Origin of the sequence: Martinezella hainanensis, from assembly GCF_900094555.1 — a bacterium.
In the GTDB taxonomy this organism is placed as follows: Bacteria; Pseudomonadota; Alphaproteobacteria; order Rhizobiales; family Rhizobiaceae; genus Rhizobium; species Rhizobium hainanense.
Map to the genome: position 1 here is coordinate 226,872 of NZ_FMAC01000002.1, position 22,628 is coordinate 249,499.

Annotated in this window: 23 protein-coding genes; 6 read left to right on the top strand and 17 right to left on the bottom strand. The window is 60.0% G+C overall.

Annotated elements, in window-relative coordinates; all coding sequences use genetic code 11:
- Positions 1 to 32: 32 nt before the first annotated feature.
- Positions 33 to 2,792 (bottom strand): DUF2339 domain-containing protein, encoded by a 2,760-nt coding sequence (locus GA0061100_RS07490; RefSeq protein WP_075852619.1) that lies wholly within the window; start codon positions 2,790 to 2,792, stop codon positions 33 to 35.
- Positions 2,793 to 3,086: 294 nt separating this feature from the next.
- On the opposite strand from GA0061100_RS07490, the gene GA0061100_RS07495 reads away from it, so the two are divergent.
- The 3 genes from GA0061100_RS07495 (at position 3,087) to GA0061100_RS07505 (ending at position 4,990) form a co-directional block, all read left to right on the top strand.
- Positions 3,087 to 3,425, top strand: a complete 339-nt coding sequence (locus tag GA0061100_RS07495; protein ID WP_075852125.1) for a hypothetical protein — start codon at positions 3,087 to 3,089, stop codon at positions 3,423 to 3,425.
- Positions 3,426 to 3,572: 147 nt separating this feature from the next.
- A complete protein-coding gene (locus tag GA0061100_RS07500) occupies positions 3,573 to 4,085 on the top strand; it encodes a superoxide dismutase family protein (protein WP_075852126.1) in 513 nt (170 codons plus the stop codon).
- 272 nt (positions 4,086 to 4,357) lie between these two features.
- A complete protein-coding gene (locus tag GA0061100_RS07505; RefSeq protein ID WP_244557782.1) occupies positions 4,358 to 4,990 on the top strand; it encodes an EF-hand domain-containing protein in 633 nt (210 codons plus the stop codon).
- 69 nt (positions 4,991 to 5,059) lie between these two features.
- Here the strand turns inward: GA0061100_RS07505 and GA0061100_RS07510 are convergent, their stop codons facing one another.
- From GA0061100_RS07510 to GA0061100_RS07540, 7 genes are all read right to left on the bottom strand, one after another.
- The gene (locus GA0061100_RS07510; protein WP_075852128.1) at positions 5,060 to 5,578 is read right to left on the bottom strand and encodes a tyrosine phosphatase family protein; all 519 of its coding nucleotides are present in this window, start codon (positions 5,576 to 5,578) and stop codon (positions 5,060 to 5,062) included.
- Positions 5,575 to 6,192 (bottom strand): YfbR-like 5'-deoxynucleotidase, encoded by a 618-nt coding sequence (locus GA0061100_RS07515; protein WP_075852129.1) that lies wholly within the window; start codon positions 6,190 to 6,192, stop codon positions 5,575 to 5,577. The genes GA0061100_RS07510 and GA0061100_RS07515 overlap by 4 nt, the downstream gene beginning before the upstream one ends.
- Positions 6,189 to 7,028, bottom strand: coding sequence for a CAF17-like 4Fe-4S cluster assembly/insertion protein YgfZ (gene ygfZ / locus GA0061100_RS07520; protein ID WP_075852130.1), 840 nt, complete (start codon positions 7,026 to 7,028; stop codon positions 6,189 to 6,191). The genes GA0061100_RS07515 and ygfZ overlap by 4 nt, the downstream gene beginning before the upstream one ends.
- Positions 7,029 to 7,206: 178 nt before the next feature.
- The gene (locus tag GA0061100_RS07525) at positions 7,207 to 7,965 is read right to left on the bottom strand and encodes a hypothetical protein (protein ID WP_075852131.1); all 759 of its coding nucleotides are present in this window, start codon (positions 7,963 to 7,965) and stop codon (positions 7,207 to 7,209) included.
- A 16-nt stretch (positions 7,966 to 7,981) separates the two neighbouring features.
- The gene (locus GA0061100_RS07530; protein ID WP_034507811.1) at positions 7,982 to 8,239 is read right to left on the bottom strand and encodes a hypothetical protein; all 258 of its coding nucleotides are present in this window, start codon (positions 8,237 to 8,239) and stop codon (positions 7,982 to 7,984) included.
- A 104-nt stretch (positions 8,240 to 8,343) separates the two neighbouring features.
- Positions 8,344 to 8,778 (bottom strand): TIGR02301 family protein, encoded by a 435-nt coding sequence (locus GA0061100_RS07535; RefSeq protein ID WP_075852620.1) that lies wholly within the window; start codon positions 8,776 to 8,778, stop codon positions 8,344 to 8,346.
- Between the two features lie 95 nt (positions 8,779 to 8,873).
- Positions 8,874 to 9,293, bottom strand: a complete 420-nt coding sequence (locus tag GA0061100_RS07540; protein WP_075852132.1) for an NUDIX hydrolase — start codon at positions 9,291 to 9,293, stop codon at positions 8,874 to 8,876.
- 164 nt (positions 9,294 to 9,457) lie between these two features.
- Here GA0061100_RS07540 and GA0061100_RS07545 point away from each other — a divergent pair, with 164 nt between their 5' ends.
- Both GA0061100_RS07545 and GA0061100_RS07550 read left to right on the top strand, forming a co-directional pair.
- The gene (locus GA0061100_RS07545; protein WP_075852133.1) at positions 9,458 to 9,778 is read left to right on the top strand and encodes a YnfA family protein; all 321 of its coding nucleotides are present in this window, start codon (positions 9,458 to 9,460) and stop codon (positions 9,776 to 9,778) included.
- A gap of 43 nt (positions 9,779 to 9,821) precedes the next feature.
- Positions 9,822 to 10,586, top strand: coding sequence for an SOS response-associated peptidase (locus GA0061100_RS07550; protein ID WP_075852134.1), 765 nt, complete (start codon positions 9,822 to 9,824; stop codon positions 10,584 to 10,586).
- Positions 10,587 to 10,661: 75 nt separating this feature from the next.
- Here the strand turns inward: GA0061100_RS07550 and GA0061100_RS34820 are convergent, their stop codons facing one another.
- The 7 genes from GA0061100_RS34820 to GA0061100_RS07580 form a co-directional block, all read right to left on the bottom strand.
- Complete coding sequence (locus GA0061100_RS34820; RefSeq protein ID WP_015339320.1) at positions 10,662 to 10,802, bottom strand: hypothetical protein; 141 nt, start codon at positions 10,800 to 10,802, stop codon at positions 10,662 to 10,664.
- A 326-nt stretch (positions 10,803 to 11,128) separates the two neighbouring features.
- Positions 11,129 to 11,989, bottom strand: a complete 861-nt coding sequence (gene pssA / locus GA0061100_RS07555) for a CDP-diacylglycerol--serine O-phosphatidyltransferase (RefSeq protein ID WP_075852135.1) — start codon at positions 11,987 to 11,989, stop codon at positions 11,129 to 11,131.
- 122 nt (positions 11,990 to 12,111) lie between these two features.
- The gene (locus GA0061100_RS07560; protein WP_075852136.1) at positions 12,112 to 12,810 is read right to left on the bottom strand and encodes a phosphatidylserine decarboxylase; all 699 of its coding nucleotides are present in this window, start codon (positions 12,808 to 12,810) and stop codon (positions 12,112 to 12,114) included.
- Between the two features lie 203 nt (positions 12,811 to 13,013).
- Complete coding sequence (gene pyrE, locus GA0061100_RS07565) at positions 13,014 to 13,556, bottom strand: orotate phosphoribosyltransferase (RefSeq protein WP_143525391.1); 543 nt, start codon at positions 13,554 to 13,556, stop codon at positions 13,014 to 13,016.
- A gap of 194 nt (positions 13,557 to 13,750) precedes the next feature.
- A complete protein-coding gene (locus GA0061100_RS07570; RefSeq protein ID WP_075852137.1) occupies positions 13,751 to 14,449 on the bottom strand; it encodes an acid phosphatase in 699 nt (232 codons plus the stop codon).
- Positions 14,450 to 14,579: 130 nt separating this feature from the next.
- Positions 14,580 to 16,466 (bottom strand): ABCB family ABC transporter ATP-binding protein/permease, encoded by a 1,887-nt coding sequence (locus GA0061100_RS07575; RefSeq protein ID WP_075852138.1) that lies wholly within the window; start codon positions 16,464 to 16,466, stop codon positions 14,580 to 14,582.
- A gap of 205 nt (positions 16,467 to 16,671) precedes the next feature.
- On the bottom strand, positions 16,672 to 18,702 hold the full coding sequence (locus GA0061100_RS07580) for a LysM peptidoglycan-binding domain-containing protein (protein ID WP_075852139.1): 2,031 nt from the start codon (positions 18,700 to 18,702) through the stop codon (positions 16,672 to 16,674).
- A 155-nt stretch (positions 18,703 to 18,857) separates the two neighbouring features.
- Between GA0061100_RS07580 and GA0061100_RS07585 the strand changes: the two genes are divergently transcribed.
- Positions 18,858 to 19,481, top strand: coding sequence for an LOG family protein (locus tag GA0061100_RS07585; RefSeq protein ID WP_075852622.1), 624 nt, complete (start codon positions 18,858 to 18,860; stop codon positions 19,479 to 19,481).
- A 469-nt stretch (positions 19,482 to 19,950) separates the two neighbouring features.
- Here GA0061100_RS07585 and rarD read toward each other — a convergent pair whose 3' ends face one another.
- Positions 19,951 to 20,862, bottom strand: a complete 912-nt coding sequence (rarD, locus tag GA0061100_RS07595; protein ID WP_075852141.1) for an EamA family transporter RarD — start codon at positions 20,860 to 20,862, stop codon at positions 19,951 to 19,953.
- Between the two features lie 108 nt (positions 20,863 to 20,970).
- Complete coding sequence (cimA, locus tag GA0061100_RS07600) at positions 20,971 to 22,587, bottom strand: citramalate synthase (protein ID WP_075852142.1); 1,617 nt, start codon at positions 22,585 to 22,587, stop codon at positions 20,971 to 20,973.
- Positions 22,588 to 22,628: the final 41 nt, after the last annotated feature.

The window sequence follows — 22,628 nt, forward strand, 5'->3', positions numbered from 1 at the left end:
TCCGTCCTACCCGGCGAAGGGATTCGCCGCAATCACTCCGTCGCCTTCTCGCGCGTCAGGATCTTCTGGTAGAACAGGCCGATGCCGATCAACACCGCGCCGAGGCCGATGAAGGACAGCGCCCGCAGGAAGCCTTCGAGGTTCGCCATGTCGATCAGGAAGGCCTTGACGACGGCGATGAAGACCAGCACCGCCGAGGCGATGCGCAGGCTCCGTGCCTCGAAGCGGGCACCGAGCCCGAGAAGCGCGATGCCGATCAGCAGCCAGACGACGGAATAGGAATAGAGCTCGCCCTGGATGAAGCCGTTCCAGAAGGGAATATATTCACCCTGCCAGAGGCGGCGTACCGACAAGGTTGCCCATGCAAAGGCCATGACGGCCGCCGCGACGGCCAGCATGCTGACATAGGGCAGGGGACGCCGGTTGCGGGCAAAGAGCGCCAATCCGCCATAGGCGACGGCGGGCAGAAGATAGGCAAGCAACAGGAGATTGAAGAGCGGGATACCGCCAGTGCTCTCGCCCGTGATGAACGGGTTCAGCCCCAGCAGATGCAGGGTGAGGATCATGACGACCGAAATGACGCCGAGCGCCATGCCACCATAGCGGAAGACGGGGCTTGCCGCGCTCAGATCGAGCGCCATCAGCGTCGCGGAGGCACCGATCGCCAGCAGCGTGTAGATCGACTGTTCCCCGAGCGTCGGGACCGCGTCGTTCAGGACGCCGCCGTTCATGGCATGGCGTACGAGGATGGCGATGGTCAGCAGCACGAGGAAGCAGGCAAGCGCTTGTAAGGCATTGCGCAGCCGCAGGTTAGGCGAATGGCGGGTGATGAAAGCCGCGCAAACGGCAAGCGCCGCCGGTATGCCGTAGCCGGCAAGCAGCATGTTGAAGATCGGGGTCGTGCCGAGCTCCGAGGGATCGACGATCGTCGGCTGCCAGGCGATGCGCGCCATGGCGATGATCAGCGCGGCAACCATTGCCCACGGCAGAACCAGCCAATTGCGCAGACGTCCCGCCAGCAGATAGACGATACCGAGAACAGGCAGCAGGATCGTCGCCGTGGCGTGATGCGCAAGCGTATGCAGGGCGAAGACGGCGGCGGCGAAGGAGCCGGCAGCAAGAATGTTCGTCGGCAGGTTCAGCCCTTCGTTCTCGTGGCGATCTTGCCATTCTGCAAGCGCGATCAGTACGACGGCCAGTCCGATGCCGTAGAGCCCATGCAGCCAGTCGAGCGTCCAGTTGCCGAAGTTGACGAAGCTGATCGTTGCGATCGCCAGCGGCGTGGCGGCCATCACAAGGCTCCAAAGCGCGGCATAGGGTTTTTCCTGCGCGGCGAAGCGCCTGAGGAAGAAGGCGCCGATCAGCACGAAGAGGGCGCCGAGGCCGAGTACCTCATAGAGCACCGTGCTCTGCAGACTGGCGGTTCCATCTGTACCGGTGGATTCGATCCCGGCGATCCAGTTGGTCAGAATGCCGGACGTGCCGACGATTACGATGAGCGCAGACAGGATCGTTGCCCAGGCTGCATGCAGGCGGCCGGCGCCGAAGGCTGCAACTGCCGCAACGATCGCCGCGAACATGAATGTGGCGTCGACAATGGGATATCCCTGTCGGAGGCTGTAGTTGATGAGGCAGAGCGACACCGCAAGCGCGCCGATAGAGGCGGTCAACGTCATGCCGAGCGGCTGTCGGGCGAGAAACCCCGCCCATTCCGTGCCGGCGCTAGGTCGTAGCGACCTGCCTTCGGTCGGCATGGTTGCCGTGTCGTCCCGCACTGCTTCGGAGATCGGATAGCGTCCCGGCCAGAGGAAGATGGTGCCAGCGACCATCGCCAGCATGGCAAGCGTGACTGGCGTCAGATCGACGGCCGGGCTGAAGGTGATGTAGAGCAGGGGCCAGAGGCTCAGCAATCCATTCGCGAGGGAGGGGGCAATCAGCCAGCGACGCAGGCGCGACGCCAATAGGGTCGCAAGCCAGGTCAGAACGAGATAACCGAAGAGAATCCACGGCCTTGGCGCATTCGAAGCGATCAGGGCGGGGGTTGCCATCGACGCCAGCAGACCGAGGCCGGCAAGCGCCTGTCCGTGCAACAGCGATAGCCCGAGCGTGGCGAGCGAGATCAGTGCGAGAAGAATGAAGGCGGTCGTGGGGCCGATGAATTCGTAGATGGCATGCGCCGCATAGGTGGAGCCGAACAGGGCGACAACGCCGGCTGCCGTCAGCACGCCAGGGATCATCGCATTCTGGAAAGCATTGTTGAGCACCGGCGCGGCGCGGCGGCGGATCACTTCGCCGGCAGCAATCAGGACAAGGCCGAAGAGGGCGGCAAGAACCAGCCGTACGCCGGGACTGAGAAGGCCGCTCTCGATCGAATATTTGACCATGAAGATGCCGCCGAGCGCGAGCGCGATGCCGCCGACCCACACGGCCCAGCGCGCGCCGATCGCGCTCTCCAGGCTTTCCTTTGCCTGCACGGATGTCTGACTGGCGAGAGGCGCCGCCTCTTCCTCGACCATATCCACGACATTGTTCGAGGCGAGAGCCGGCTCCACGATATCGGGCGCAGAGGTGTCTTCGATCGCGGCTTTCGGCTCGTCTTCGATAGGCTGCGTGGCAGCAAGAGCCACCGAATCCGTTGCGGGAACCGATTCGCCCGTATCCGCCGCCAGCACCTTGCCCGCGAGAGCATTTTGCAGCTCCTGAACGCGCGCTTCCAGCTTCTTTATCCGTAGGTTGTGGCCTCGCAGTACCAGGATGCCGACGACCAGGATGACGAGCGGTAACAATTCCATCATGTCTTCTCCATGGGCGATCCGCCGTACCATATACGAAACCGCTCGCCGGGTAAGATTAGATAGTCAGATTCCCCTATGATTCCAGTGGATTATGCCAGATTCCCTCACGAAGGATTGCAAAGGAAATATTAGGAAATTCAGATTTACCACTTGAGAACTATGGTTAATACTCATTAACAATTTGTATTTACGGGCAGCGCGAAGCAGCTTAATAGCAATTCATAGTCTAACTCTGAATGTATTGCGTACAAACGACGTCGCATGAGGCGGCTCCTACCTAAGGAGGTTTGTATGTCCCATGTTTCTTCCGTATCCAACAACTCTTACCCGTATCGCGGCACGCTCTCGCGGCTCGATTCGAATGGCGATGGCCTTTTGAGCCAAGAGGAACGCGCGGTGGACGAGCGCCCCGGCATTCTCGAGGCCAGCAACACCGACGCTACTGCCAATGGTTCAAACAGTGCTTTGAGCGGCTTGATTGCCAAGCTCATGCAATTGCCAAGTGCCGATACCGCCTCCACGGTCAAGTCACCGGAATCCAATATCGCTTTCGGCCTGGATCTGATGTCGCCGGTGGATGCCTATAACAGCACATACGGCCAATACGACGTCGGTAGCATAGCGGCCTGACAAGCCTTTAATCCGATGTAACGCGGCCTACCGGCATCCCGGCAAGCCGCGTTATCGTTTTGATGTAGGGTCATTTTTTCCATTTGCCGGAACCCTCATGCCTGCCATGCGTTGGGCAATTGCCACGCAGAACAGGGAGGGTGTTCCATGAATCGGATGATGATCGCTGCAATTCTTGCTCTTGCCGTATCCGCGCCTGCGGTCGCGCAAACCCAAAGTCAAAACACCGCCACCGCTGATTTTGTCGGCCTCGACGGCAAACAGGCCGGGCGGGCGACGTTGACTGAGGGCAAAAGGGGTGTGCTGATCGAGATGGAAGTCTCAGGCATGCCCGCCAATCGCTGGGTTGCCTTCCATATTCATGAAAACAGCACTTGCGACCATACGCATGGCTTCGAGTCCGCCGGCGGTCATTTCAACCCCACCAAGGCGGAACATGGTTTCCTCGCGGCTAATGGGCCGCATGCCGGCGACATGCCAAACCAATATGTCGATCAGGATGGCAAGCTGCGCGCTCAGGTCTTCAACGGCATGGTGTCGCTGAATGGCAAGAACGGCATTCGCGGCCGCACGCTGATGATCCATGCGGATTCCGACGATTACCGCAGCCAGCCCGTCGGCGGTGCCGGCAAACGCCTGGCATGCGCTGTCATTCAATAAGAAGACGGCCGATAGAAGCGCGAAAAAATGATTCGCGCATTGAGCCGGCCGAAGTTCAATCAGCGGTTGTTTCGGCCGCGTAAGAGCCCACCGGCAATATGATTCGATGGCTGTCAATTATGGTTAATGGTGAATTAACACCAGTCTCAATCCGCGAGGCAAAACGGCCTATCCTGCTTGCAGATGACTAAGCGTGCCGGGGTCTATCAACCACGCGATGGCATTTGCCGTAGGAGATTTGGATGAGCGGGGTTTCTTCAATCGGAAGCAGCATGACGGCTGCCTCGTATAGTCCCTTGGATAAGAATCAGGATGGCGTCGTGGATGCTCAGGAGCTGGAGGCGGCGGCGCAGTCCGGCCTTCTGTCGGCGAGCGTTGCCAACGACGAGAATGGCGACAGCAGCAGCGATCCGAGCGCCACGGACGTCTTTTCGGGCAACCTGGCGTCGATGCTGCTGCAGATGCAGCAGAACAGCCAGTCGAGCAGTTCCACGTCGACGGACGGCTCTTCGAGCGTGTCCCCTATGGATCAGCTGTTTGCCAGCCTCGACACCAATCAGGACGGCACGATCTCGCAGAACGAGTTCGTTGCCGGGCGTCCGAAGGACATGAGCGAAAGCGATGCTGAAAACCTGTTCAAAAGCCTGGATACGCAAAACGCCGGCTCCTTGACCAAGGATCAGTTCGCCGAGGGTCTGGATGCCCTGAAATCGTCGGATGCTTCCGCCGCCGATATGCTGTCGCTAGAGCCGAGCACGAGCGACAGCAACCCGACGGATGCCGCGACGCTTGCCAAGGATAAGGCGCTCGACGTCTTGCTGAACGACATGCAGGATCCGTCGTCGCTTTATCAGAACACCTATGGTCAGTATGATCTGGGTCAGACGGACGGCGTCGCCGCGTAAATTTGGTAGCCGATTGTCACGGGATGAACGGAGACCGCGAGAGCGGTCTTCGTTTTTTGTGTCAACGCATTAGTTGGCCATGGATAGTGTGAAGGGCGCATTGCCGTCAGCATCCGCACCGCGGCCAATCTCCTTGACTGCAGCAACCAGACGACCCCGGCGCCCGAGCAGGTCGTCGCCGATGGCGATCAACCGTGTATTCGGCGTGGCGAATGGCGAACTTGCGCGCAGGCGGCGCACCAGCACTAGGTCGTCTTCCTCCGGGCGGATGGCCAAAGCGGCAATCAGCGCTGCCGCCGGCGAGCGTGAGACGCCCATCCAGCAATGAATGAGCAAAGGCGCGCTTCGATCCCAATCGGTAGCGAAATCGATAATGGCGCGAACATGCGTTTCCTGAGGAGCGACGAGATCGCCGGTGCCGGCAAAGCTGATGTCGTTCATATTGAGCAGCAGATGCCGCTCCGCTTTGATGACGGCGGGACGGTGAAAGTTCTGCTCCTTGGCCATCAGGCTGATCATTTCGCGTGCGCCATGCCGAACAGCCATTTCGGCGATGCGCGCGAGCGGGGACACCACGATCGTGGTCATGCGCCGATCCTTATAGCGGCGCGCTCCGCCTCGATCGCCTCGAAGCGGCTGAGGAACAGCCGCTGCGCCTCGATCGCCGGCACAGGATCGATCGGCAGCATCTCGCGCGTGATGTCGCGCGGCTGGCCGAAGAATTTGCGGGCTTCATCGGGCGAGAAACCGGCAAGCAGCGTCGCCTCGAAATAGGCCGAGATTGTATCGGCTCTCTTGATTTTTTCCTTGAGCTTGGGCGCGCAATGCGGGGGCAGGGTGAAGCGCCGGTATATGGCCGCTTCGAGCCGCTTCTCCACGACCTTGTAGTCGCCGCCGACGACGGACTTGAACGGCGAGATCATGTCGCCGATGACATATTCCGGTGCGTCATGCAGCAATGCGGCAAGCAGCTCGTCGGGTGTTGCCGGATTGAGGTGACGAAAGATCGCCTCCACGACCAGGCTGTGCTGGGCCACGGAAAAGGCATGATCGCCGGAGGTCTGCCCGTTCCAGCGGGCAACACGGGCAAGCCCATGCGCAATGTCGCCGATCTCGACATCGAGCGGCGAGGGATCGAGCAGGTCGAGCCTGCGCCCGGATAACATGCGCTGCCAGGCACGCGCCGTCTTGGCCGATATCATGCCGACGCCTCATCGGCGCGGGTGGGGAAGACGAGGCCGGACCAGACTGGAAGAGAGACGGTGACGCTGACGTCGCCAGCCTTTATCGGAGCCTCCTCGGCAATGGCTTCGCCGGCCCGGTCTATGCGGACGATAGCAAGGCCCATATTGCCGGCGGTCGAGCTGAGCGTGCCGATCGGCTTGCTGCCGACAGTCAATTCCGTGCCGGAAGGCGGCAATTCAGAGCTGCCGTTGACGATGACGACACGCCTGCGCGCCGTGCCGCGATGGTGCATGCGGGAAACCACTTCCTGGCCGATATAGCAGCCCTTGCGGAAGCCGAGGCCGCCATTCATATCCATCAGCACATCATGCGGGAACGCATCCTGCAGCGCGAAATCACGCCCGGAAACGGCGATGCCGTTGGCGATCCGCAGCGCATCATAGAGTGTCTCGGGATCGCCGCCATGGTCGCCCGGCGTGCGTGCCAGGACAATGCCCGCCTTGGCGAAGCGGCTATCCTTGGGGCTGTCTTTTGCAGCATCTCCCCACGCCACCGTGACGCCCTGGGTGTCTTCCACGGCGAAATCGACCTTGGCACGCAAGCGGTACATGGTGAGCCGCTTGAGCAGGCCCTCCCGCTGCGTCGTGTCGGTTTCGAGCAGAAAGCCGGGTCCGTCCCGCCAGATCATGAAGTCGAACAGGATCTTGCCCTGCGGGGTCAGCAGCGCGCCCGGGCGCGCTTCGTCGGCGCCGAGCGAGGCGAGATCGGTGGTAATGAGATTGTGCAGGAACGGCTCCGCTTCCGCGCCGGTGATGCGGATGAAGGAGCGCTCTCTCAGGAATACGGCTGGCATGATGGTTCCGCTGGTTTGGCCTTAAAGCACGTCACGACCTCTAAGGTTCGTTTCGTGCGCTTTAAGGTTTTGATTTTGCGCATGTCGTTGCCGCAAAACCGCTGCGCACTTTTACGCGACATGCTCCAGCACTCAGAGGTAGGGCCTTCGACGGGGAACCGCAAGTTCCCCTTCCGGATCATTCGCCCGAGGTGAAGAATTTCCACCGGCCGTCCGGCGTGATGCCGACGCGATAGAAATTATAGCCGCCGAATTCCAGCATGTCGGCATAGTCGCCGGCCGTCACGATGCGCATCAGATCGACCTTCTCCGGCGTGGAGAGCGTCTTGATGTCCTTCTCGGCGAAATAGGGCCAGACATAAACCTCGTCTGGGGTTCCCTGGCCGACATGGGCAAAGCCGGTCGACATGATGTCGAGGAGGATGGACAGGATCTCGATGCCGTCGGGATCGCCCGAAAGATCATGCAGCGTCTTGATCGGATCTTCGCCGGGATCGTCGGCGGTGACCTGCGTCTGCTTCAGGCCGGCTCCGATATTCATCAGCGGGCGCAGACGCTCGAGATCACCGGAAGCAGCAGCCTCTACGATCGCCGCGCGGAGCTTCTTTACCGGCTCCGGCGCCTTGTCGATATCGTAGAGAAATTCGACCGATTTGTTCGTGTTCGAAGCATCGCCGCTGTTCTGGCCTGCTTGCTTGTTGATCAGCGGATCAGGCATAGGCAGCGCGTTATTTGCCGGTGCTTCCAGCGCCTGCTCGATCGGCTTTTCGTGCTTCTGCTGTGCGGGTTGTGCTGTATCTTTCGCCTGGGGGGCTGGCGGATTGAGCTGGGAAAAGGCATTGGCCGGTAACGGCAATGCCGTGCTGCCCAAAAACAGGGTTACGGCAGCAAACGAGGCAATGGAACAGGTGAGCGCATTGCCTGGAAAGATACGCATAAGCAATCTCTGAGTGTTATTGCAGGGTACGGTTCGGTGAGAATTCGCCAGCCAGCATGCGTTCACGCAGCGATTCGAGCAAGGCCTCGGCGCCTTGTTCCCCTTGAATCCGGATCGTCTCGCGAATCGCATGGGCAATGGCTGCATCGGCGATGATTTCGGGCTCGATGCCATCTGCCATGCCGTCGGCCCAAGCTTCATTCTGGTATTCCAGCGCTGCCTGCATCTTTTCATGAACGATCATGTCGTCGATTTCGTTCAGGCTGGTTTCCATTGTTTCTTTCCTCGAGACGTTCATGTCCTTACCACTTGCTTAATAACTCTATCAGCCTTTTCCCAAAACGACACGGCTCGCTATGAAAAGAGGTTAATAAATCGTCAATTTCCAAAGCGTGCGGTGATTTCTGTCGCCAGTGTTGCACCTTCGTTACGGTATCGCTCTTCCGCGATGCGGGCCTGCGACGTGCAATTCGTGTAAACCGATGCAAAGGACCGATATCCACGGTTGAAGGCCGCAGTGAGCCTTTCTTTTCGTTTCGGCTCGCTCTTGGTTTCCGTGTCGAGCAAGTGCTGCATGTCGCCGCGCCATCCGTCTTCCCGTGTCGGACTGCACAGATTGCGCAGATAATCGATCGAGCCGAGAATTTCGGAAAGCCGGGAAAGCTGCTCGTCATAGGGCGCAGGCTGCTCGGCATTCGCATTATCGGCCGCCTGTGCCGGTGGTGCGCTTGCCGCCGGCTGTGCTGCAGCGGGAAAGGCTGCGGCAAGCGCGATGCAGATCAGAAGCGGTCGGCCAAGGCTGTTATGATTCATGTAACCATGTTGAGCGGACAAGCATGACGTGAACAAGGCGGTAGAGGTGGTTTCCACGCCGATATTGCTCAGCATCGTTAATTTCAGGGGCCGAGCTATGCGTTTTCTGCAGCAAGTCGTTCCACGCATTCGAGCACGCTGGCCGGGACGGGAAGGGTGCGCACCTCCTCAAGCGTGTACCAGCCGATATCAGCCGCATCGTCGGCGGCTTCGGCGACCGCATCCTCGTCGGCATCCACGAGGAAGACCGAGAGCAGGAAATGGCTCGTCAGCGTTCCGTCTGCTGCATGGGAGCGCAGATCGTAGGTCTCGAACAGCCGGGGATTGCGGGCTGATATGCCTGTCTCCTCTTTGAACTCGCGCAGTGCTGCATCGGCCGGCGTCTCGCCTTCTTCGGCCCGTCCGCCCGGAAAGGCATACATATCCGCGGATGGCGGGTTGCTGCGCAACACCAGCAGGAAGCGACCGTTGCGTTGGAGAATGGCGGAGGAGGCCGGGCGCGGAAGAGTGGTCATGGATCGCTTTGCATTCGGATAGGGAGATCGATGCGCAATGGCGAGGAGCCATTCGCGACCAATGTCTACAGGAAACGGCGCTTGCTGTCCCGCGGGAAAGCTCCTTAACTCGCTCCCGGCTAAGGCGACGATTCTTAATGCGCCGACTATGGGGACGATCGGGGATGATCTACGGGCTATATGCTTTGGCGGCTCTGGCCGAAATCGCCGGCTGCTTTGCCTTCTGGGCGTGGTTACGCCTGTCGAAGTCCGTCTGGTGGCTGGCACCCGGCCTTGTCTCGCTCGCACTCTTTGCCTGGCTGCTCGCACTGGTGCCGAGCGAGGCGGCCGGGCGCACTTTTGCCGCCTATGGCGGCGTCTATATCGTTGCCTCCATTCTCTGGCTCTGGCTCGCCGAAGGGCGGCTGCCGGACCGATGGGATATTTCGGGCGCCGTCATCTGCCTCGTCGGTGCGGGGATCATTCTCTTCGGCCCGCGCGGCTGACCCCAGGCTTGACCCGGCGCCTTGCGGGTGCAACACAGGCCCCATGTGCGGACGTTTCGCTTTGACATCGACGGCAGACCAGGTGGGGGAAGCGCTCGGCGTCCTGCTGAATGACGGTTTTCCAGCGCGCTACAATATCGCGCCGACCCAGCCGATCCTCGTTGTCATTTCGGGTGACAGGCAGCAACCGGGCAGCAACCTGCCGGATCGTCGAGCCCTGCTCGTGCGCTGGGGCTTCATGCCCGACTGGGTGAAGGACCCCAAGGAATTTCCGCTGCTGATCAATGCGCGATCGGAAACCGCGATCGGCAAGGCATCCTTTCGCGCTGCCATGCGCCATCGCCGCATCATCATTCCGGCATCCGGTTTCTACGAATGGCACCGGCCTTCGAAGGAAAGCGGCGAGAAGTCGCAGGCCTATTGGATTCGCCCTCGCAGTGGCGGCGTCATCGCTTTCGCAGGGCTGATGGAAACATGGTCGTCCGCCGACGGTTCGGAAGTCGATACGGGTGCGATCCTGACGACGGCGGCAAACAGCGCCATCCGCTCCATCCATGATCGTATGCCTGTTGTCATCAAGCCGGAGGATTTCGCCCGCTGGCTGGATTGCAAGACGCAGGAACCGCGCGATGTCCTTGATCTGATGAAGCCGGTCCAGGAGGATTTCTTCGAGGCGATCCCGGTTTCGGATCGCGTCAACAAGGTCGCCAACATGGGGCCGGAGGTGCAGACACCCGTGGCGCTCGATCCGGTCAGGAAACCGCCGAAGAAGGCGGATCCGGAAGATGGTCAGCTAAGCCTTCTCTGAGCGGCCGCCATTCGGCGGCCAGTAACCGGAAATGCTGCCTGCCGGTATTGGTCGGCGGCGGGCAGAACTATATTCTCAGGCGATCTTCTTCTTGAGAGGCTTCGTCTTCAGCATCAGATGCGCTGCAAGAACGGCTTTCAGGCCCAGCGGACGATAATGCTTGCTGGGATCGATCTTTGCCTGCGGTTGTGCCGGCTGGTCTTTCTTCTGCGTCATGTTTCACTCCTCACCATGCTCCCCCGGAGCATTTTCGATTCACAGTCGAGTAGTGCTTTTTGTCGTAAATCATGACAAATCGAAGGCGTTTTCCAATCAGCTTTTGTAAACAACGACCATATTTCGAGAGATTAGCGCCGAAACCTCGTGTAGAATCCGCACTGCCGCAATGTTTGAATCCGCGAAAATATCGCGCTGAGCGGGCTTCCCATTGCGCCGGCAACCGATCGTCACACCCCTGATTGGTAAGGAAGACTTACAGACTTGCGGTTGCAGTGTGGCGGTGCCGCCAGAGGGCCGGTGCGCAGCGGTTTGATACGCCGGCCCTAGATGTGGCGACCAATGTCGTCGTTGGAATCGTCGACATTGGGATCGGCGGGGCCATTGATGGTGTAGGTGCCGTATTTCTTCGCCCAGGAGCGTGCGCCGAAGGGCAGGGATAGCAAATAGATGACGACGGTCACGACCATGACATGCCACGTATAGCTCATCAGCAGTGCGACATAGACGACGAGGCCGAGCATGATCGGCAGCACCAGGTCGCGCCTTACGCCGTTGCCTTCCGATTTACCGGACCAGACGGGCAGACGGCTGACCAGCAGGAAGCCGATGAGAACCGTATAGGCTGCACCCCATAGCGCGAAGGTGCGGTCCGGCGTCAACCCGAGAAAGCCGAGATAAACAGGCAGCAGCACCAGCATGGCGCCAGCAGGTGCCGGTACACCGACGAAATATTCCGATTGCCAGGAGGCCTTATGCTCGCGCTCCGCCATGACGTTGAAGCGGGCGAGCCGCAGGCCGGCGGCGATCGTGTAGATGAGCGCCGCGATCCAGCCGAGAGAGCGGGCCTGGTCGAGCAGGAAGACATAGACGACGAGTGCCGGGGCAACGCCGAAATTGACGATATCGGCGAGCGAATCCATCTGCGCGCCGAATTTCGAGGTGGCCTTCATAAGCCGGGCGACGCGCCCGTCGATGCCGTCGAGGAAGGCTGCGACCAATACGGCGGCAACGGCGAGCTCGTAGCGGCTTTCGAAAGCGAGGCGAATGCCCGTCAGGCCCGAGCAGATCGCCAGCACAGTGATCATGTTCGGCACGATCAGCCGCAACGGAATTTCCCGTAGTCGCGGCCCGCGCGCTTCGTCGTTAGGCCCATGCGGCTCGAAAGGCGGAAAAGGCGTTTTCATCTCGCTCGTGTTCCTAGAGCAATTCCAGCAAAAGTGCGAAGCGGTTTTGCGTCCGGAATTGCGTGAAAACAATGGTATAGAGCATTTCCGTAACTCCGTTTAGGACGGAAATGCTCTCGGGTTCAGCTGCGGCGGCTAATGGTTGCGCCCTTGGCCGAGCCGAATTCGGCAATGACGGTTTCACCGGCGATCGCCCGCTGGCCGACGGCAACACGCGGCGAAGCGCCTTCCGGCAGGAAGACATCGAGGCGCGAGCCGAAGCGGATGAGGCCGATGCGCTCGCCGGCATCCAGCGGCTCGTTCGGATGGACGAAGCAAAGAATGCGGCGGGCAACGAGGCCGGCGATCTGCACGACGCCGATCTCGCCATGCTTCGTCTCGATCACGAGGCCGTTGCGCTCGTTCTGTTCGCTGGCCTTGTCGAGTTCGGCATTGAGGAAGCTGCCCTGGCGATAGGCGACGTTGGTGATGCGGCCGCGCATCGGCGAACGGTTCACATGGCAATCGAAGACGTTCATGAAGACCGAGATGCGCAGCATCGGCTGGCTGCCAAGGTTGAGCTCGGCCGGCGGCACCACCATCTGCACGCTCGAAACCTTGCCGTCGGCAGGCGATATCGCCAGATCATCGTCCTGAGGCGTCATACGCTCGGGATCGCGGAAGAAATAGGCGCACCAGAGCGTCAGGATCAGGCCGATCCAGAAGAGCGGCTTGAAGATCCAACCGAGCACCAGCGACGCGACGAAGAAGCCTGCAACGAAGGGATAGCCTTCCTTGTGTACGGGAACGATGACGTTGCGTACGCTGTTCATCAAGCTCATCTATCGCCTACTCCGTTAGGGCATCCCCACCAAGAACCTGGCTCCGGTTCTCCGGCAAGGTCATGCCAGTCAAAAGAATGAGAACAAGATAAGCGGTCTTGCTCTGATTACCAGTTGAGCGTGACTACAGGCAAACTCTGTCATGGGCAATGCTTTCGCACGCTCGCCCCCAGCGCAATCCTATTCTTAGCCGATACGGATGCCTACAGGGCGTTTTCCAGATCTGCTCTCGTAAAGACAGGCAAGACGGAAAGAAGGGGAAGGCCCTGGATCGCGGGCGCACCATCTCCACGCCAGATCGCACAGATGACGGCAAGAATCTGCGCCTGCGAGCCGATTGCCAAGTGATAGGCATCTTTTACCGCACCACCCGTCGAAATCACATCCTCGATGAAGGTTACGCGGCGGTCGGAAACGTCTTGCCCCTCGATTGCCTGGCAGGTCCCGTAAGTCTTTGCTTCCTTGCGGACGAACGCGGCGGGAAGGCCGGTCTCAAGTGAGATTGCCGTCACCAGCGGGATGCCTCCCAATTCCAGGCCGGCAATGATTTCGGTTTCGGCCGGGATGAGATCGGCCATGGCGCGCGCAAGCGGCTTCAGCAGCGAAGGCATGCCTTCAAAGCGATATTTGTCGAAATACCGGTTGGAGATTTGACCCGAACGGAGTTCGAATTCGCCTTGTAACATCGCCACCTCGGCAATCCGCCGGGCGAGATCGGTTTTCGTATGAATTACCCCATCTGCCATGGCTCGGCCTCCTTCGTCGCGCAGCCCCGCATATACGCGGGAATCACCCGGCCGCAAACCACATGATGTTTTTGGGAGGTGTCCTGTGAGATGCAAATTCTTGATGGCCTTGCGTTCCTGCGGGGTGACGGGGAGGAAAAGACAAAGCCGCCGGAAGTTATCCAGCGGCTTCCATGTCTGTCAGAGATTGGAAATTAAAGGCCGAGAGCGGCGCGCAATTCTGCCTTGGCGCCTTCGTACTCGGTCTTGTAATCGTCATGCGTCATGATCGTCTCGGCGATGACGGTGCCTGCAATTCGGCCGGCTTCGATGTCGGAAGCGTAGTGAATGCCGCCGACGACGCGGTTGTGGCCGTATTCCCAGGCGCGGGCCATGATGACGGCACGCTTCTCCGGCACCATGTTGGCAAGCACGATGCCCATCAGCGTGCCGAGCGTGGTGTGGCCGGACGGATAGGAGCCGGACTTGGAGAGGGGCACGATCGGCTTGACGAGATCGCTATAGAGATGCGGGCGGGGACGCTTCCAGACATCCTTGGCCGGGTCGACGACGGCGCCTTCGGTCTCGACGATGCGATCGAAGAAGGCCGAGAACTTCGGCAGGTTTTCCTTGGTGAACTTCGGATTGTCGATGACGTCGGAGAAGCGCCAGACATTCTCTTCGGCGTCGGCCACCGCGCGAGCGGCCATTTCCGGCGTGCGCGTTACCTGGATCGTCAGGATTTCGCCGAGCTCGGCCTTCATCTGTGCGGAATCATTGGCGGGCGGGGGCGGCAGCAGATCGAGGAGATTGATCTCCTTGGCATCGGAGAAGGGCTTGGCATCTTCGGCGAAAACCGGCGAGGCGAGGCCGACGACGAGCAGCAGGCTTAAAGCTTTGGCAAAAGTACGCATTTGGGGCTCCCATTATGTGAGAGCCGTACGTAGCAAGCTGTTATCTCAACCTCGTGACAGCCAACGGTGCATAACCACTACGCCCCCAATGCCTGCGATGGGTCACGGAACGCGGCGCTCCGCGGGCTTCTCAGCTTGCGGGCGCCAATCGGTCGACAACGCCCAGATCGTCGTTCTCGCGTACCTGCTTCAGATGCTCCTCGGCCTGCGTCGCCTCGCGCTGGCGGCTCCACATGGACGCGTAAAGCCCGTTCTGCGCCAGAAGCTCGGCATGCGTGCCGCGCTCCGCGATGACGCCGCTTTTCAGCACGATGATCTCATCTGCGCCGATGACGGTCGACAGGCGATGCGCGATAACAAGCGTCGTGCGGTTCTTGGAGACGACGTCGAGGGCGGCCTGTATTTCGCGCTCTGTCGTCGTATCGAGCGCCGAGGTCGCTTCGTCGAGGATCAGAACCGGCGGCGATTTCAGAACTGTGCGGGCGATCGCGACGCGCTGCTTCTCGCCGCCCGACAGTTTGAGGCCGCGTTCGCCGACCTTGGTCTCGAAACCTTCGGGCAGAAGACGGATGAATTCGCCGATCTGCGCGATCTCGGCCGCTCCGGTCACTTCCGCCTCGCTCGCGCCCGGACGGCCGTAGCGGATGTTATAGGCGATGGTGTCGTTGAAGAGCACGGTATCCTGCGGAACCATGCCGATGACCTTGCGCAGGCTTTTCTGCGTGACGGTTCGCAGATCCTGATCGTCGATGGTGATCGTACCGCTCTGCACGTCGTAGAAGCGATAGAGTAGGCGCGACAGCGTCGATTTTCCGGCCCCCGAAGGCCCGACGACGGCGACCGTCTTGCCTGCGGGCACTTCGAAGGAAATGCCCTTCAGGATCGGTCGCGCCGGATCATAGGCGAAATGCACGTCCTTGAATGCGATCGCGCCATTGCCGATGACAAGCTCCTTGGCATCGGGTGCGTCGAGAACCTCGGGCTTGACTTCGAGCAGATCGAACATCTCCTCGATGTCGGTCAGGCCCTGGCGTATTTCGCGATAGACGAAGCCGATGAAGTTGAGCGGCACCGAAAGCTGCAGCAGCATGGCGTTGATGAAGACGAAATCGCCAACCGTATGATGCCCGTTGAGGACCGACCAGCCGGACATGACCATCATGACCGTCGTGCCGAGGCCAAAGATCACGCCTTGGCCGAAATTCAGCCATCCGAGGGAGGTCCAGACGCCGGTCGCGGCTTTCTCATAGCGCGCCATCGACTGATCGAAGCGCTTGGCCTCCATCTCCTCGTTACCGAAATATTTCACGGTTTCGAAGTTCAGCAGTGAATCGATCGCCTTTGTATTGGCGTCCGTGTCGCTGTCGTTCATCGTCCGGCGGATGGAGATGCGCCAGTCGCTCGCCTTGACCGTGAACCAGATGTAGAGCCAGACCGTGACGGCCGTGACCGCGAGGTAGGAAAAGCCGTAGCCGCGCCAGAAGATGATGGCGGTCAGCAGGAATTCGATGAAGGTCGGAAAGGTATTGAGGATCGTGAAGCGGACGATCGTTTCGATGCCTTTGGTGCCGCGTTCGATGATGCGCGAGAGGCCGCCCGTCTTGCGCTCCAGATGGAAACGCAGCGACAGCTCGTGCATATGCACGAAGGTCCTGTAGGCGAGCTGGCGAACGGCATATTGGCCGACGCTCGCAAACAGCGCGTCGCGCAGCTGGTTGAGGCCGAGTTGGATAAGGCGCGTCGCATTCGTGGCGACGATCAAGGCGATGGCACCGACCATGAAAGCAGGCAGGATACCCTGCATGTCGAGCTTGCCGTTCAGCGCATCGACGGACCATTTGAAGAAATAGGGAACGAGCAGCAGGAAGAATTTCGAGACCAGCAGGAAGACCGTCGCCCAGACCACCCGCATTTTCAGATCCATGCGCCCGCTCGGCCACATATAGGGCCAGAGGTTGACGATCGTGTTCAAAGGATTGCTGGAATCCGCCGATATGGTCTTCTTGCGGTCTGCCATGTCCGTCTCCGGAGAATAAATGATGCAGCCAGGCATCGAAAACTATCGGCAACCCGGCCGGGAAAGCCTTTGCACGCCGAGGCGGAGCCGCCGCGTGAAGGCGATGGGGGTCGCGCGACGCTTATACTATTTTTATCCCGCATAAAAGCGTCGGCCAGACGTTGCGCGCCTGGCCGACCTATCGCTTGCAAGAAGTCTTGTGGCGCTAGAGGTGCTCGCCCGAAAGCCGCTTGCGGTGCAGCTCCTCGGCATTCGGAAGAGCGTCCTTCGGCAGGCCAAAGACCTGGCCCGGCAAGATCCGGTCCGGATTGTTGATCTTGTCCTCGTTGGCCAGATAGATCGTCGTATAGCGCACGCCGGCCCCGTAGATGCGGCGCGAGATCTGCCACAGCGTATCACCGCGGCGGATGATGACGGCATTGGTATCCTGCGAAAGCGGCGCCTGTTCGAGAGTCTTCGGGCCGTTGTCGCTGGACGAGACTTCCGCATTCGGTTGCACTGGCGTCGCCTGGGCGGGCGCAGTGATGACGGCGATCATCTGTTCCAGGCCGGGCAGCGCGGCACCGACCGACTTCGGGTCTTTCGGTAGGGCGACCAGAGTAGCGAGCGCCTTGGCGGCAGCACTGGAGGCATCGGCCGCAGCTTTTTTGAGCGCAGCGCTGGCGTTGATCGTCGGACGGAATTCCGAGAGCGACTTCAGTGCGATTTCCGTGCCGGAGCGCGCCGCGGCAAGCTGTTCCACATTCGGCTGCTTGCCGTCCGCAAAGAGCCCCTTGAGCAGCGCAAAAGCCTTGCCGGCGCCTTCCTTAAGTTTGGCAAGCTCGCCCTCGTCGAGCGGCACCATGTTTGCTGTGGTCGCTTGCGCCTGACCATTGGCGGCGGTGGGCGTCTGTGCTGCGACTGTCACCTGATTGCCTTCGGGGCGGGTGAAATTGACGCTGGTGCGCACGACGACTTTGCCGGCTCCATCGAGCACATCGACGCGGATCTTGTGATCGCCGACGGCAAGCGGCATCGGTCCGTCGACGACGAAATGACCGTCCGCGCCAGCAACGTTCTCACCGATGAGCTTGTCATCGGCATAGGCGCGGACCTTGGCGTTCGGCTTCGTGGTGCCGGCAACGAAGATATGGTCGTTTTCGATCTCGACGGCGTTGACCATCACATCCGGGCCTGCATCCGCCTTTGCGCCCGGCGACGTTGTTGCACCGGCTGCGGGGTTGGCGGATGCCACTGCGGTCCCATCCTGTTGCGGCTTGGCATCTGTCGTGGCTGCCGACGCATCCTGTTCGCCGGAAGTCACGCGGCCCTGCTTGGCGGATGGCGCGGTAATAATGCGGCTTGCAGCGCCTGGCTTCGACACCATCGCGAGAACTTGGGTGGAATTGTCCTTCGGTATTGAGACGGTGGCGACTTCCTCGGAATTGACAGCCTTGCCGTCCTTGCCGGTGGCGCGCAGGACCAATTCATGGTCGCCGGGCGGTAGCGGATTGTCGAGGACGGCGGCAAAGTCGCCGCTCGGGCCAACATTGGTTGTCGTGACGACCTTTTCGCCGTCGACGATTTCCAGCTTGGCATTCGGCTCGGCCGAACCAGCGATAACCGTCGAGCCGTCCGGCTCGACGCGCAATACGTCGAATGATGGTACGCGAGGATTGACAGCAGCGTTGGCCTCAGGCGCCGGTCGGCCGGTCAGCGCTGCGAAAGCCTGGTCGATCGCCGCACTGGCTTCTGCAGCGTTGTCGGGGAGAGATTGGATGATGGCGAGCGCCTTGCCTGCACCGTCCTGCGCCTTCTTCACGATCCCTGTCGTTGTTGCGTCGATCCCTTCGGGAAGCGCAAAGCCGACGATCGATTGCAGCGCGGTAATCGCTTTTGCCTTCGCAGCCGCGAAGACATCCTGGGCTGGTGCATTGCCGTCCTTGAAGAGCGCCTTCAAATCGGCCAGCGAGGCGGTTGCAGCACCCGTCAGCTCGGTCAGCTTCTTACCCAGGTCGGCGGTGTTGACGGCGGTCGATACGGCATTCTGCGTGGCCTTGGTCGCGTTCTGCGCTGTCTCGCCGGCCTTCTGCGCGTTTTCCTCGATCGTATTCTTCACCGCATCGCCGGCCTGATTGACGACGTTGCCGATCGGGGTCTTGTCACCGTTGATGCGTGGCATCACAAAAAAGACCATCAACAGGGTCGCAACTGCCAACACCAACAGAGCCAGCCAACCGGCACGGTTCTTCATCATTATTCATCTCCACGCGGCGAAGTCGTCGCAACTCCTGAAATTGCTAGCGATTTCGCCTGCTTTTACAAGCTTTCTCAGCCATTTTCGCATGTCACGACACAAGTTTTCCTTTGAAAAATCTTGACTGAGCATCTGCAGCATAGTTGTTTGCATTCATGACCGACGATTCCACGCCAATTCGATCCATTTGCGTTTATTGCGGCTCACGGCCGGGGCGCGATCCCTACCACATGGCCGCCGGCCGCGAACTGGGCAAAAGCATTGCCGAAAACGGCCTGCGTTTGGTCTATGGCGGCGGAACGAAGGGCATCATGGGCGCTGTCGCGAGCGGCGTGCTATCGCACGGCGGTCAGGTCACCGGCATCATTCCGGAATTTCTCGTCGATATGGAAGCGACGCGCCATTCGCTCGGTCAACTCGACGAACTCATCATAACGCCGGACATGCATACGCGCAAACACGGTATGTTCGAGCGCGCCGACGCTTTCGTGGCGTTGCCCGGCGGCATCGGCACTTTGGAAGAGATCGTCGAGATCATGACCTGGGGTCAGCTCGGCCGTCACGAAAAGCCGATGGTCTTCGCCAATATCAACGGCTTCTGGGACCCGATGATGGAGCTCATCCGCCATATGACGGATGAGGGTTTCGTTCATACGACCCATCGCGTCCAGCCGCTCGTCATCGACAAGGTGGCCGATATCATACCGGCAATCCGCAAGCACGCCGCCGAGACACGCGGCGACCGTGGCGGCGAAGAGGCTGTCATTTCCAAGCTGTAACGCAGGCCGCGTCACAACTTGAAAGATTGAGACATTCCGCTATTATGCGGTCCAAGCTAAATTTTATACGAGCTGAAGGATATGTGGCCGATTTTTAAGTCGATATTGTCACGCTCAAAGCTCTTCAACTCGATAGCCGGAGATGTTGTTTTCGCAACAGCAGGAGAAAGCGGAAGTTTTCGACACTCGTTATTCGAGTGGCGGGTTAAAGAGCTCCTCAATAAGTCTGATGTTGTGATCGGCGTTAAAATGAAACCTGATAGCTACGCGGGAGTAGAAGGTGACGTCACAAACTACATCAACTTCGATATCGAGACTGCCATCAGGCTGCGTGACCACTTAAACGAGTGCATCGATTTCGCGCAGAATTATCGTACAGTGTGTGAGGCCGCCTCATACTCTCCAATCTCATCATCTGGCACCATCCTGTAATCGTTGCTGGCCGCATAGAAGTGTTCCCGCCCAACAATCAGCGCTCTCTGCTCTGACGCAGCATCGACCAACTGTAGAGCGCGAGGCCGGCCCAGATCAGCGAAAAGGCGATCAACTGCGTCGTGCCGAAGGGTTCCTTGAACAGGAAGACGGCGATCAAGAAGACCATGGTCGGCACGATGTATTGCATGATGCCGATGGTCGACATCCTCAGAAGCTTTGCGCCATTGGCGAAGATCATCAGCGGCAGCGCCGTCACCAGCCCACAGCCGAGCAGAAGTGCGGTATCCGAAAGGCCGGTCTGATAGAAATGGCCTTCGCCGCGCGCCTCAAGATAGAGGATGTAGAGCGCTGCCGGAATGCAGAGCAGCAGCACCTCGATGAAGAAGCCCTGGTTGGCTCCAACAGGTAGTGTTTTGCGAAAGAAGGCATAGAAGCCCCAGGAGAAGGTGAGCGATAGCGCGACCCAGGGCAGGGTGCCGGCCTTGACGGTCAGGATGATGACGGCGGCGGCTGCAAGGCAGATCGCGACGATCTGCGTCGGCGCCAGCTTTTCCTTGAGCAGGATGGCGCCGAGCGCGATGCTGAACAGCGGATTGATGAAATAGCCAAGGGCGGCATCGAGCGAATGGCCGGCGCCGATGGCCCAGACATAGGTTCCCCAGTTGATGGTGACGAGCGCTGCCGTCAGCGACGCCATGGCGATTGTCCGCGGGTTGCGAAACGCCACCTTCACGTCACCCAGGCGCCCCAGCGCCAGCAGCACGACGCCGGCGACGGGAACCGACCAGACGATGCGATGGGCGATGACCTCGAAAGCCGGAATGTGCGCCAGCGCCTTCATATAAAGCGGCAAAATGCCCCAGAAGAGATAGGCCGTCATCGCGAAGCCGAAGCCGCGGACAGCGTCATTGTTCTTGATTTCCGGTTTCACCGCATCGGTGGCCATGAATTTTCCCGTCTTTCACTATTATTTGAGACGGGATTACTCCAATGTGTGACGCGTGGCTAATTCATTTCCTTGACGGCATCGTCAAGCTTTTTGATGGACGGCGGATCACTCCGCCGCGATCTTGCCCGCCATATGGCGGTTTTTCATCAGCTTGTAGATGACCGAATCCATCAGCGCCTGGAACGATGCGTCGATGATGTTCTCGGACACGCCGACGGTCCACCAGCGTACACCGTCGCTGTCGGTGGATTCGATGAGGACGCGGGTTATGGCTTCCGTGCCGCCATTGAGGATACGCACCTTGAAGTCGGCCAGTTCCAGATCGTCGATCTCGTGCTGGTATTTGCCGAAATTCTTGCGCAGCGCCAGGTCGAGCGCGTTGACCGGGCCGTCGCCTTCGGCCACCGACATGATGGTCTCGCCGTCGATGATGATCTTGACCACCGCTTCCGAGACGATCTTCACCCGGCCGTGGGAATCGAAGCGGCGCTCGACCATGACACGGAAGCCATCGATCGCGAAGAATTCCGGGGTGGTGCCGAGCGTGCGGCGCGCCAGAAGCTCGAAGCTCGCATCCGCACCTTCGTAAGCATAGCCTGTCGCTTCACGCTCCTTGACGATCTGGATCAGCTGGTCGAGCTTGGGATCATCCTTGCCAACCTCGATGCCACGCCGCTTCAGGGCGTTGATGAAATTCGACTTGCCGCCCTGGTCGGAGACCATGACCTTGCGGAAATTGCCGACGCTCTCAGGTGGGACATGCTCGTATGTGCGCGGGTCCTTGAGCAGCGCCGAAGCATGGATGCCGGCCTTGGTCGCGAAGGCCGAAGCACCGACATAGGGCGCCTGATGGTCGGGCGAGCGATTGAGCAGCTCGTCGAAGGCGTGCGAAAGGCCGGTCAAGCCCACAAGCCGCTCGGCGTCGATCGTTGTCTCGAAACGTTCGCTATAGGCTCTTTTCAGCGCCAGCGTTGGGATCAATGTGATCAGATTGGCGTTGCCGCAGCGTTCGCCGATACCGTTCAGCGTGCCCTGGATTTGCCGTACGCCAGCCTCGACCGCGGCAAGCGAATTGGCGACCGCTTGTCCGGTGTCATTGTGGGCATGGATGCCAAGACAGTGCCCCGGAACGCCGCAGGCGATGACGGCCTCGACGATGGCGCGGACTTCCGGCGGCTGCGTGCCGCCATTGGTGTCGCAGAGCACCACCCAGCGCGCGCCGGCATCATAGGCCGTCTTGGCGCAGGTAAGCGCATAGGTCGGGTTGGCCTTGTAGCCGTCGAAGAAGTGCTCGCAATCGACGAGCGCTTCCTTGCCGACGGCGACGGCTGCCTTGACGCTTTCTGCGATGCTTTCGAGATTTTCCTCGTTGGTACAGCCGAGCGCGACTTTGACATGATAGTCCCAGCTCTTGGCGACGAAACAGATCGCATCTGACTTCGCCTGCAGGAGGCTCGCAAGGCCGGGATCGTTGGAGGCGGAAATGCCGGCGCGCTTGGTCATGCCGAAGGCGACGAAGGAGGCCGATTGCGTGCGTTTCTCGTTGAAGAAGGCCGTATCGGTCGGATTGGCGCCGGGATAACCGCCTTCGACATAATCCAGGCCGAATTCATCCAGCATGGTCGCAATCGCAATCTTGTCCTCGACCGAGAAATCGATGCCGGGCGTCTGCTGCCCGTCGCGGAGCGTCGTGTCGAAGAGATAGATTTTTTCGCGTGTCATACTGTTTCCTCCGGCGAACCGGTTTGATTATGGGGTGCCCC

Coding starts and splice junctions, on each gene's coding strand:
- GA0061100_RS07490 (WP_075852619.1), bottom strand. CDS start 2,792: ATGGAATTGTTACCGCTCGTCATCCTGGTCGTCGGCATCCTGGTACTG.
- GA0061100_RS07495 (WP_075852125.1), top strand. CDS start 3,087: ATGTCCCATGTTTCTTCCGTATCCAACAACTCTTACCCGTATCGCGGC.
- GA0061100_RS07500 (WP_075852126.1), top strand. CDS start 3,573: ATGAATCGGATGATGATCGCTGCAATTCTTGCTCTTGCCGTATCCGCG.
- GA0061100_RS07505 (WP_244557782.1), top strand. CDS start 4,358: ATGACGGCTGCCTCGTATAGTCCCTTGGATAAGAATCAGGATGGCGTC.
- GA0061100_RS07510 (WP_075852128.1), bottom strand. CDS start 5,578: ATGACCACGATCGTGGTGTCCCCGCTCGCGCGCATCGCCGAAATGGCT.
- GA0061100_RS07515 (WP_075852129.1), bottom strand. CDS start 6,192: ATGATATCGGCCAAGACGGCGCGTGCCTGGCAGCGCATGTTATCCGGG.
- ygfZ (WP_075852130.1), bottom strand. CDS start 7,028: ATGCCAGCCGTATTCCTGAGAGAGCGCTCCTTCATCCGCATCACCGGC.
- GA0061100_RS07525 (WP_075852131.1), bottom strand. CDS start 7,965: ATGCGTATCTTTCCAGGCAATGCGCTCACCTGTTCCATTGCCTCGTTT.
- GA0061100_RS07530 (WP_034507811.1), bottom strand. CDS start 8,239: ATGGAAACCAGCCTGAACGAAATCGACGACATGATCGTTCATGAAAAG.
- GA0061100_RS07535 (WP_075852620.1), bottom strand. CDS start 8,778: ATGAATCATAACAGCCTTGGCCGACCGCTTCTGATCTGCATCGCGCTT.
- GA0061100_RS07540 (WP_075852132.1), bottom strand. CDS start 9,293: ATGACCACTCTTCCGCGCCCGGCCTCCTCCGCCATTCTCCAACGCAAC.
- GA0061100_RS07545 (WP_075852133.1), top strand. CDS start 9,458: ATGATCTACGGGCTATATGCTTTGGCGGCTCTGGCCGAAATCGCCGGC.
- GA0061100_RS07550 (WP_075852134.1), top strand. CDS start 9,822: ATGTGCGGACGTTTCGCTTTGACATCGACGGCAGACCAGGTGGGGGAA.
- GA0061100_RS34820 (WP_015339320.1), bottom strand. CDS start 10,802: ATGACGCAGAAGAAAGACCAGCCGGCACAACCGCAGGCAAAGATCGAT.
- pssA (WP_075852135.1), bottom strand. CDS start 11,989: ATGAAAACGCCTTTTCCGCCTTTCGAGCCGCATGGGCCTAACGACGAA.
- GA0061100_RS07560 (WP_075852136.1), bottom strand. CDS start 12,810: ATGAGCTTGATGAACAGCGTACGCAACGTCATCGTTCCCGTACACAAG.
- pyrE (WP_143525391.1), bottom strand. CDS start 13,556: ATGGCAGATGGGGTAATTCATACGAAAACCGATCTCGCCCGGCGGATT.
- GA0061100_RS07570 (WP_075852137.1), bottom strand. CDS start 14,449: ATGCGTACTTTTGCCAAAGCTTTAAGCCTGCTGCTCGTCGTCGGCCTC.
- GA0061100_RS07575 (WP_075852138.1), bottom strand. CDS start 16,466: ATGGCAGACCGCAAGAAGACCATATCGGCGGATTCCAGCAATCCTTTG.
- GA0061100_RS07580 (WP_075852139.1), bottom strand. CDS start 18,702: ATGATGAAGAACCGTGCCGGTTGGCTGGCTCTGTTGGTGTTGGCAGTT.
- GA0061100_RS07585 (WP_075852622.1), top strand. CDS start 18,858: ATGACCGACGATTCCACGCCAATTCGATCCATTTGCGTTTATTGCGGC.
- rarD (WP_075852141.1), bottom strand. CDS start 20,862: ATGGCCACCGATGCGGTGAAACCGGAAATCAAGAACAATGACGCTGTC.
- cimA (WP_075852142.1), bottom strand. CDS start 22,587: ATGACACGCGAAAAAATCTATCTCTTCGACACGACGCTCCGCGACGGG.